Origin of the sequence: Streptomyces sp. AA1529 (assembly GCF_000280905.1) — a bacterium.
In the GTDB taxonomy this organism is placed as follows: Bacteria; Actinomycetota; Actinomycetes; order Streptomycetales; family Streptomycetaceae; genus Streptomyces.
The window spans coordinates 37,246-47,187 of sequence record NZ_ALAP01000021.1 but is presented as its reverse complement, the minus strand read 5'-3'; the positions used below and the strand labels follow the sequence as shown (position 1 = coordinate 47,187).

Here is a 9,942-nt window from a genome sequence, read left to right as displayed (position 1 = left end):
GGGCGACGCGGTGCGGGCCGGCGGCACCTCCGGCGCTCCGGCGGGGGCGGGCGGCGCGGCGATGCCGCCCGCCGCCTGCGGTGTCTCCGGAGCGGCGGCCGCTCCCCCGGACGCGGAACGGCCCGCGCCCGCGAGCGCGGCCCGCCGGGCGCGGCGCTTGCCCGCCGCGGGATCGCGCGCCCCCAGCAGGGAGGCGTCGCCGGTCTGCGGTGCGAACAGCTCGGTGTCCACGACCCGCGGTTCCGGGCCGAAGAGGGTGGACAGGGCGGGGCGCGGCTTCCCGGTCTGCAGCGCGACGACCTCCCGGAGCACCCCGAGCAGCTGGTCGGCCATCTCCTGCGCGGAGGCGAACCTGCGGCGCGGGTCGGGGTCGGTCGCCCGCACCAGGAACCGGTAGAAGGACTCGTACCGCTGGAAGACCCCGATGTTCTCCGGGTTGGGCAGGCTGTCGACGTAGACGTTGGTGTAGCCCTGGAAGTCGAAGGTCAGCACGGCGAGGGTGCGCGCCACGGTGTACAGGTCGGAGGCGACCGAGGGGCCCTCCTCGGCGACCTCGGGCGCCTGGTACCCGACGGTCCCGTAGATGGCGCTCTCGTCGTCGTCCATCCGGCGCACCGCGCCCAGGTCGATCAGCTTGAGCTGGTCGCCCTGCTGTATCGCGTTGTCGACCTTGAAGTCGCAGTAGAGCAGGTTGCGGCTGTGCAGATGCCCCAGGGCCTCCAGGGCCTCGATGCCGTAGGCGCACGCCTGCTCCACGGGCAGCGGGTCGCGCTTGCCCGCCGGGGTGCGCCGGTCGTTGGCGATCTGCTTGAGGGAGCTGCCGCCGACGTACTCCATCACGATGTAGCCGTCGAGGCTGCCGGTGCGCTGGTCGAGGTGTTCGACGAAGTTGTAGATGCGGACGATGTTGGAGTGCTCGATCTCCGCCAGGAAGCGGCGCTCGGCGATCGCCGCCGCCATCGCGTCCTGGTCACCGGTGTCCAGCAGCCCCTTGAGGACCACCCAGCGGTCCGAGACGGCCCGGTCGACGGCCAGGTAGACCCAGCCCAGCCCGCCGTGCGCCAGGCAGCCCGCGACCTCGTACTGGCCGTGCACGATGTCGCCGGGACGCAGCTTGGGCACGAACGAGTAGGGGTGGCCGCACTTGGTGCAGAACCCCTCGGTGCGACCCGGCCGGTCGCCGCGCGCCCGGCCCACCGCCGCGCCGCACTCCCCGTTGCTGCAGAAGCGCTTGCGCTCGGGCACCTCCGGGTCCGTCAGGACGACCCCGGCCGGATCCGGCCGGGGCACCTGCGGGATCTGCACCAGTCCGGCGCCCAGCCTGCTCCGCCCGGAACTCTCGGCGGAGGAGCTGGAGCTGCGCACCGAGACCGAGCGCTCGGTGCCGCGCCCGGACAGCGAGCGGGAGAGCCGCCCGGAGACGGAACGGCGCGAGGAGCGCGAGCGCGCCGAGCCGCGGGAGGAGGTCCGCGCGGAGCCCGAGCGCCCGGAGCCGGAGGAGCGGCTGTCCCGCGCCGGGCCGGTCATCCCGGTGGGCGCCGCGCCCAGCATCCCGCCGGGTGCCACCACGGGCGCGAGCCCGCAGGTGCCGCAGTACAGCTCGCCCCCTCCCATGTCCTCGTACACGCCGTCGCACTGCGGCCGCTGGCACGGCCGCTCCGGTGCGCTGGTCTGCTCGCTCACTCCGCCCCCATGTTCATCGCTCCGCCCGCGGCGTCCCGGGTCTGCCGCCGGTGCTGCAGTGCCTCCTGTACGGCCCGCTGGTAGCGCAGTACGGCGTCCTCCGCGGCCCGCAGGTCGCAGGGGGCGCTCCACAGCATCCGGCGCGCCGTGTCGTAGCGCTCGATGAGCAGACTGTCCTCGGCCAGACCGTGCTGGGCCACCTTTGCCTTGTACGCGTCCAAGCGGCCGCGCAGTTCCGCCCGCACGGCCAGTGGCGCGGTGACGGCGGAGAGTTGGGCGCGGGCCCGCTCCAGCTCGTCCTCGGCGCTCACCTCCAGCTCCTCCAGCAGCGGTGAGAGCCGGTGCCACTGCGCGTACCTGCGGTGCTCGACGGCTTCGGCGAGCCGGCTGTGCAGCGCCGCGGGCGGGCCACTGACGGCGGGCACCTCGCAGGCGGCGATCTTGGCCAGCACCTCGCCGCGCGCCGCGCGGGCCTCGGCCAGGGTGCGGTCGGCGCGGGTGAGCAGGTCGCGCAGCTTCATCAGCCGCTGTTCGGCGTCCTGCCGCACGGCGAGCACGGCGTCGATCTCGCGCCGTATCTCCTCCAGCGCGCGGGCGGCACTGTCGTAGCGGGTGGTGTCGGGCCTGCCGCCGCCCGGTGCGCCGCTGCCGCCGGTCGGGGTCCAGAAGGCGAGCGGGTCCCGGACGACCTCCTCGCGCAGTGCGGTGAGTTCGGCCGTGATGCGCTCCAGGTCGTCGGCGGACGGGTGCTCACCGGGGCGCATGCCCACCGAGTGCGCCAGGGAGCGCACGCGGCCCAGTTCGGCGGCGAGCATGTCGATCCGCGCCGGCAGCGCGGACCACACGGAGTCGGCCGCCGCCACCACGTCGAGTGCCTGCGCGTACCACCCGTTCATCCGCTCGACGAGCTGTCCGAGGGTCAGCTCCTCGGCCAGCTTCGGCGCCCCGGACAGGCCAACTCCCGCGGCACCGGGCAGCCCCGCGCCGGGGACGGTGAGGGTGCCGCGCAGCAGCCGGGTCAGCTCGACCAGGTCGTCGCGGCTGGGCCAGCGGCGGCGCTCCCGCAGCTCGCGGGCCTGGCGCAGGGTGCGCGCGTAGACCTCGAACCCGTTCCACAGCGCGGTGACGGCGGCCTCGGCCCGGGCCCAGCGGTGCGCGGTCGTCCCGGCGAGCTCGGCGCCCTCCAGGAGCCGGCGCCCGGCGTGGTCCTGGAGCGCCAGCAGGGAGGACTCCACCGCCTCGTGCTCGGCGTCGAGCCGCTCCAGCACCCGGTCGGTCTCCTCCCGGCTCATCACCTCTCCGGCGGCTCCCGCGGACCCCATCGATCACCTCGCTGTTCGACTCGTACTCACGGACCCGTTCCCACGAACCGGTACGCGGCGGCCACTTCGGCAGCCGCCTCGGCGGCCGCGTCCACAGCGCGACCGCCGCGTCCGGTTCAGTCGCGGTAGAGCGGCTCGGGCGGTGCGGGCTTCTTCCCTTCCGTACCCATCATGTCGTCGGCCAGCCAGCGGTCGTAGGAAGACTTCCACTTGTGCTCGCGGTAGTCCTCCAGCACCTTGTTGACCCTGCGGACCAGATCCTCGTCCTCCAGGTTCATCGCGACGCCGTACGGCTCCAGCGTCTCGGGCTCCCCCACGAGTTCGACCGAGGGGTCCTGTGCGGCCTGCCCGGCGCCCAGGGCGCTGTCGGTGACCGTCGCGTCCGCCTCGCCGAGCTGCATGCGCACCAGGCAGTCGAGCTGGTTGGGCACGACGACGGGGCGCGCGCCCAGTTCCGCGTAGGCGGGGGTCTTCATCATCCTCTCCGCCGTGGAACCCGCGGCGTAGCACACGTGTTTGCCGCGCATGCTGCTGTCGAAGCCCTTGACGCGGGCGTGCTTCTTGGGCACGACCAACTGCTGGCCCGCCTGGAAGTAGGCGGTGGAGAAGGCGACCTGCGCGCGCCGGGAGCAGTTGATGGTCATCGTCCGCACGACCATGTCCACATCACCGCTCTGGATGGCAGGGACACGCTGGTCGGTGGGGATGGTGCGGTAGACGATCCGGTCGGCACCGTCCTTCCCCAGCAGATCGCGCGCGATGGCCTTGACCAGGTCGATGTCGAAGCCCTCGATGGTGCCGGTGGACGGGTCCCGGTAGCCCCACAGATAGCTGTTCTGGTCGACACCGACAACCAACTTGTCCTTCTTCTTGATCCGCTCGACCGCCTTCCCCGAGGCGCCGGACGGCTTGAGGCTCTCCGCGGGATTGCTGCCGTCCGCGCACTTCTCCGGCCGCGGCTCGGCCCCGGGCTCGGTGGCGGAGGCGGGCCGCACCACCGCCGCGCCCGGGCCCGGACCCGGGCGCGCCGCTCCGCGATCCGCCGAGGCGCCGCCCGGGACTCCGGTGCCCGCGACCGCGGCGACCAGCACCGCCGCTGCCACGGCCAGACCGCCCGCGGCGGCCGACGGCCCGCGGGAGGCGCCGCCCGGCCGCCCCCGTGCGAGCACCCGGCGGCTCCGGCGGCCCGGCTCCGGCCGGCGGCCGGGGCTCCGGTCCGTCGCACCGCGGGGGTCGCGGCCGGTCGCACCGCCGACGGCCCCCTCGCGTACGCCGGTGGCCGCGGCGCGGGCGGCCGCCCGGGGGTCCCCGGCGCGCCGCCCGTCCGCTGCGCCTGCGGCACCCGCGGCGTCTGCCGCATCCCGGGCCCCCGGCGCATCCGGTGCGCCCGCTCCGGTCGCACCCGTCGCTCCCGTCTCCGACATGGCGTCCCCCCTCCTCACCTGTACTCCGCGAGCCGCCGCCCGATACCCGACACCGTGCCCACCGCGCCGAGCACGGCCAGCAGCAGCGCGCCCACCAGCAGCCCGCCGAACCGGCCGCGGCCCTGCGCGGCGGCCTCCTCGAACTGGCGCTGCTCGTGCGCCGCGGCCCTGCCCAGGCTCGCGTCCGCCGCGTCGAAGCTCTCCCGCGTGCTGTCCTCGGCACCGATCACCCGCGCGACCGCGTCCTCGTAGTGGCCGCCGTCGTCCTCGGCCCGCGCCTGCCGGTGCCGCTCCTGCCAGGTCCGCACGGCCCGCTGCGCGTCCCGCACCGCGTCACCGCCGGTGCGGTCGTCCGCGACCCGGCGGGCCTCCCCCAGCAGCCCGCCCCCGACGCGCCGTTCACCGGTGCCCGCGACCGCGGCCATCTGCTTGCGGTAGCTCTTCTCGTACGCCGCGCCGCCACCGCGCGCGACGAGCGTCATGTTCTCGTCACCGCGCGCCTGGAGGGTGCCTATCCACGCCTCGTTGAGGGCCTGCAGCGAACGCGCGCCCTTGGTGTCGGACTCGTGCAGACCCGAGCGCGCCAGTGCGTGCCCCGCTCCGAGCCACACCAGCAGCGCGAGCACCGCGGCGGTCGCACCGAGCAGGCCGCGGTCGAAGACCCGGTTGGTGCGGCGGTAGTTGCGGCGCTGCGCCCAGCCCAACGCGGCGAGCGCCAGCACGCCGGTGCCGAGCCCGAGCAGCGGCCAGCTCTCGGCCTCCGCGTAGTCGCCGCCCAACTGCTCCGTCTCGGCCGTGTACAGCTTGCGGGCGGCGGGCAGCAGCTCGCCGCGCATCTTCTCGTTGGCGTACCGCAGATAGGCGCCGCCCAGCGGCAGGCCCTGCCGGTTGTCGGCGCGTGCGGACTCCACCAGGCCCGTGTAGACGGGCAGCCCGCGGTTGAGTACGGCGATCTGCCGCTCCGCGGTCGGCGACCCGCCGGAGGCGGCCGCCGCCTCGGCGAGCAGTTCGGACGCCTCGCGGATGTCCTTCTCGTAGCGGCGGCGCTCCGAGCGGGGCTCGTCACCGCCCGCGAGGAAGCCGCTGGAGGCCGAGGTGTCGGCATCGGCCAGCGAGCGGTAGATGTGCGCGGCGTCCGCGCTCAGCGGCTGGCTGTGGTCGACGACGGCGTCCGCCGCCGCCACCCGGTCCGAGACCTGCCACGCCGACACGGCCCCGGACAGCAGCACGAGCGCGACCAGGGCCGCACCGATCACCCGCAGCCTGCCCGGCTCGGTGGTCGCGGCCGCGCGCAGCCGCCGCATCCCCTCGGACCAGGCCGTACGGCGCGAAGCCGGCGGCGCCGCGGACCGCGGCCCGCCGCCCGCCGCGGCCGGATCCGGTCCCGCGGGCCCGTCCGGCGACGCCGCGGACAGCGGCGGCGGGGCCGGTGGCACGGTCGGCTGCTGAGTCACGGCTGGAGCCCTCCCCCTCGGTCGCTGGCCGGCACCCCGCCGCGTACGTGCCCTCCGCTCCGTTCCGCGCGGCCCCCGGCTCCCCTGCCCGGGACCGCGAGCGTCGGGACGCCCCGGCCGTGGTGCCCAGGCCAGCAGTATGGCCGCCGCGGGCAGCGGTGGCAGGGAGTTGGCCGGGATCTTGTTCGGATCGCGACCGAATGCCCGACCCGGGCCGGTCCCCCGGCACCTCCCGGCGCGGCGTCTCCGCCTGCCGGGCGCTGCCGCCGCGCCCGCTCCTGCCCTCCCTCACGCGTGCCGCGGGCCGCCCGGTTCCCGGCTGCCGCGGACGGGGGCACACGAGGTGTGCGGGGCGCGGGCGGTCCGGCCGCATCCGGACGTCACCCCAGCGCGATCCGTCCGATGGCCAGGTGAGACGGAACAGATGACCGCACGAGACCGGAATACCGGATTCAGCCATTAGCCTCCGCGCATGTCCAACGCGATCACAGCCGACGGGCTGCGCAAACGCTACGGGGAGACGCAGGCCGTCGACGGTGTCTCCCTCGAAGTGCGGCGCGGCGAGTTCTACGGCATCCTCGGGCCGAACGGAGCCGGCAAGACGACCACCATGGAGCTCCTGGAAGGACTCCGCGAACCCGACGAGGGAACCGCACACCTGCTGGGATCGCCCTCCTGGCCGCGCGACCCGGCACTGCTGCGCCGGATAGGCGTGCAGCTCCAGGCGTCCGCGTTCTTCGAGCGGCTGACCGCCCGGGAGCAGATACGCACCTTCGCCGCGCTCTACGGCATCGCGGAGTCGCACGCCGACCGGATGCTGGAGACCGTGGGACTCGCCGAGAAGGCGGACACCCGGGAGGACAAGCTCTCCGGCGGCCAGGCGCAGCGGCTGTCCATCGCCTGCGCCCTGGTCCACGATCCGGAGCTGGTCTTCCTGGACGAGCCCACCACCGGCCTGGACCCGCAGGCCCGGCGCAACCTGTGGGATCTGCTGCGCACCCTCAACTCCTCCGGCCGCACCGTGGTGCTCACCACGCACTACATGGACGAGGCCGAGACGCTGTGCGACCGGGTCGCCGTCATGGACCACGGGAAGGTGCTGCGGGTGGGGCCGCCGCGCTCGCTCGTGCGGGAGCTGGAAGTCGACACCCTGGAGGACGTCTTCCTCCAGTTGACGGGGCGGGAGTACCGGGAGTGAGAGCGTTCCTCAATCTGTCGCTGGCGATGGCACGCGGGCTGGCCCGCGACCGTGCGGCGGTCTTCTTCACACTGATCTTCCCGCTGATGTTCCTGATGCTCTTCGGCGCGCTGTTCAAGGACCAGGGGGCCGACAAGTCCGACATCGTGCAGGTCGGCAACGTCAAGGTGCTCGACGGCATGCCCGACAAGGAGCGCGCCGGGCTGCGGGACGTCCTGGAGATCGAGAAGACCGACGGTTCGGCCGCGGCCCGCCGCGAGGCCCTGGAGAAGGTCCGCAAGGGTGACGCCGACGCCGCCGTCTTCCAGCGGGACGGCAAGGTGGAGCTGCGCTACTCGGCGGCCGACCAGGTGCGCTCGGGCAGCGTACGGGGTGTGCTCGACAGCATCGTCCAGCAGGCCAACCAGCGTGCGACCGGGCAGCCGCCCGCCTTCGCGCTGCGGACCGGCACCGTCGAGGACGAGACCACCAAACCGATCCAGTACCTCACGCCGGGGCTGCTGGGCTGGGCGGTGGCGATGGGCGGCGTCTTCGGCTCCGCCTTCAACCTGGTGAGCTGGCGCCGCAAGCGCATCCTGCGCCGTCTGTGGCTCGCCCCGATCAGTGCGCGCAGCGTGGTCGGCGCCCGGGTCGGCGTGAACCTGTTGACCGCCTTCGCACAGACGGCGATCTTCCTGGCGGTGGCCTCGCTGCCCTACTACGGGCTGAAACTCACCGGCGACTGGTGGCTGTGCCTGCCGCTGGTGGTGTGCGGCACGCTGGCGTTCATGTCCATCGGGCTGCTGGTCGGCTCGTTCGCCAGGACCGAGGAGGCGGCCAACGGGATGGCGCAGCTGATCATCCTGCCCATGGCGTTCCTCTCCGGCACCTTCTTCCCGCTGGACAACGCACCGGGGTGGATCCGCGCGGTCAGCGAGTTCCTGCCGCTCAAGCACCTGGCCTCGGCCATGCAGGACGTCCTCACCCGCGGGGAGAGCTGGGGCACCGCGCTGCCCGTGATGGGCGGACTGCTGCTGTTCGCCGCGGTGCTGACGGCGATCGCCGCGCGGGTCTTCCGCTGGGACGCCGGCTGACCGGAACCGGTGGGGTGCGGGGCCCGGGGGAGGAACCGAGGAGGGCCGGTCCTAGGTCCGCGGACCTCCTCCGGGCCGTCTGCGACCATGGACGGGTGATGGAGATTCCGCGCGGCAGTCTGGAAACGCAGACCTTCTACGAACAGGTCGGTGGCGAGGAGACGTTTCGGCGGCTGGTGCACCGCTTCTACCAGGGTGTCGCCGAGGACCCCCTGCTGCGGCCCATGTACCCGGAGGAGGACCTGGGACCGGCCGAGGAGCGGCTGGCGCTCTTCCTGATGCAGTACTGGGGCGGCCCCCGCACCTACAGCGACGCGCGGGGCCACCCGCGGCTGCGGATGCGGCACGCGCCCTTCACGGTCGACCGGGCCGCGCACGACGCCTGGCTGCGGCACATGCGGGACGCCGTCGACAGCCTGGAGCTGCCCGCCCCGCTGGAGGCCAAGCTCTGGGACTACCTCGTCTACGCCGCCGGCTCGCTGATCAACACCGCGGACTGACCGGCACCGCGGACCGCTCGCCGGCGCCGGGACGGTCCTGCCGGGGCGCCGCCGGCACCCGCCCTGCTGCGGCCCCTCCGCCGGAAGGGCCGCACACGTGGGGCGGAACGTCGTCGGCGGTGCTCCCGGCGGGCCTGCTCCGGCGGTCCGCTCCCGGCGGGCCGCCTCCGGCGACCGGAAACCGACGGTCACCGACGTACGGCTCATACAGGCGTGACGCTCAGCCCGCCGCCCGCTCCCGGACGCTCCCGGCGGCGCACGGCCACCGACCCGTAGACCGTCCGCAGCCGCAGCCACGGCCCGGACTCCAGCAGCGCCGCCGGATCCGTCCCGCGCAGGAAACCGAGCGCATGCGCCGCGTGCGCGGCGCGCAGCGGCAACTGCGTGCGCCCCAGCGGGCGGGACCAGATCTCCTCCGCGAGCGCGTCCAGGGTCTGCCTGCCCCGGCGCTCCGGCGGCAGCTTCTCGGCCCGCTCCCGGAACTCACCGACCGCGGCGGCCGCCACCGACCCCACCGCGTCCACCGGCACCCGGGCGAACTCCCGCCAGCCGCCGCGCGGCGGCAGCACACCCGCCCAGGACGGACCGGTCACGGCCTTCGGAACAGCGACGGCCTCCCGGTCCTCCTCGACGAGTTCCAGCAGCTCACCCGCGGCCACGGTGACATCGAGCTCCACCGGCTCCAGCAACCGCCCGGTGCGCACGGCCAGCACCTCGAAGCGGGCGGGCCTGGCGAACACCCCGGCCACCCCGCCACCCGCCTGGATGCGCACCGCGGCGTTCTTCTCCCAGCGCACCAGCCGCTCCAGGAAGGCGGCGAGCCCCGCCGCCTCCCCGGGGTCGGCGAAGACCAGCCGGTCAGCCGCTGTGGCTGTCATCGATGTACCCCTCCAGGAAGGAGCGCTCCGCGGCCGACAGCCGCCGCGGATAGCCCTCCTCCAGGTTGTACGGCACCACGACCGTCCGCGCCCGCACGAACGGGCGACCCTCGGACTCGGGGTCCCTGATCTCGTAGCCGAACGTCACCGACGCCGCGGTCAGCTTCACCACCCACGTCTCCACCGTGACCGGATCCGCCTGGTGGACCAACTGCCGCAGATAGTCGATCTCGTGCCGCGCCACGACGGTGCCGCCCGTGAACGCCTCCGGGTCCGTCTCCCGCGCCGCCCGGGTCAGGAAATCGATCCTGGCCTCCTCCAGATAGCGGAGGTAGACGACGTTGTTGACGTGCCCGAAGGCGTCCATGTCCGACCAGCGCAGCGGACACCGGTAGCTGTGCCGCACGCGC

At 74.3% G+C, this 9,942-nt stretch carries 9 protein-coding genes; 3 read left to right on the top strand and 6 right to left on the bottom strand.

Features of this window, described 5'->3' with window-relative positions; translation table 11 throughout:
• The 4 genes from A949_RS32745 to A949_RS0106930 form a co-directional block, all read right to left on the bottom strand.
• A partial coding sequence (locus A949_RS32745; RefSeq protein ID WP_019355279.1) for a serine/threonine protein kinase occupies positions 1–1,683 on the bottom strand: 1,683 nt, incomplete at its 3' end.
• A complete protein-coding gene (locus A949_RS0106940; RefSeq protein WP_026004412.1) occupies positions 1,680–3,005 on the bottom strand; it encodes a hypothetical protein in 1,326 nt (441 codons plus the stop codon). The genes A949_RS0106940 and A949_RS32745, both read right to left, overlap by 4 nt.
• 116 nt (positions 3,006–3,121) lie before the next feature.
• The gene (locus tag A949_RS32740) at positions 3,122–4,429 is read right to left on the bottom strand and encodes a transporter substrate-binding domain-containing protein (protein WP_019355277.1); all 1,308 of its coding nucleotides are present in this window, start codon (positions 4,427–4,429) and stop codon (positions 3,122–3,124) included.
• Between the two features lie 14 nt (positions 4,430–4,443).
• On the bottom strand, positions 4,444–5,883 hold the full coding sequence (locus A949_RS0106930; protein WP_192817125.1) for a hypothetical protein: 1,440 nt from the start codon (positions 5,881–5,883) through the stop codon (positions 4,444–4,446).
• Positions 5,884–6,355: 472 nt separating this feature from the next.
• Between A949_RS0106930 and A949_RS0106920 the strand changes: the two genes are divergently transcribed.
• The 3 genes from A949_RS0106920 (at position 6,356) to A949_RS0106910 (ending at position 8,654) form a co-directional block, all read left to right on the top strand.
• Positions 6,356–7,081 carry an ABC transporter ATP-binding protein gene (locus A949_RS0106920; RefSeq protein ID WP_019355274.1) on the top strand — a complete coding sequence of 242 codons (726 nt, stop codon included), beginning with the start codon at positions 6,356–6,358 and terminating at the stop codon, positions 7,079–7,081.
• Positions 7,078–8,154 (top strand): ABC transporter permease, encoded by a 1,077-nt coding sequence (locus tag A949_RS0106915; protein ID WP_019355273.1) that lies wholly within the window; start codon positions 7,078–7,080, stop codon positions 8,152–8,154. The genes A949_RS0106920 and A949_RS0106915 overlap by 4 nt, the downstream gene beginning before the upstream one ends.
• 95 nt (positions 8,155–8,249) lie before the next feature.
• A complete protein-coding gene (locus A949_RS0106910; RefSeq protein ID WP_026004411.1) occupies positions 8,250–8,654 on the top strand; it encodes a globin in 405 nt (134 codons plus the stop codon).
• A 203-nt stretch (positions 8,655–8,857) separates the two neighbouring features.
• Here A949_RS0106910 and A949_RS0106905 read toward each other — a convergent pair whose 3' ends face one another.
• Positions 8,858–9,532, bottom strand: a complete 675-nt coding sequence (locus A949_RS0106905; RefSeq protein WP_019355271.1) for a hypothetical protein — start codon at positions 9,530–9,532, stop codon at positions 8,858–8,860.
• A complete protein-coding gene (locus tag A949_RS0106900) occupies positions 9,513–9,938 on the bottom strand; it encodes an acyl-CoA thioesterase (RefSeq protein WP_019355270.1) in 426 nt (141 codons plus the stop codon). The genes A949_RS0106905 and A949_RS0106900 overlap by 20 nt, the downstream gene beginning before the upstream one ends.
• Positions 9,939–9,942 lie beyond the last annotated feature (4 nt).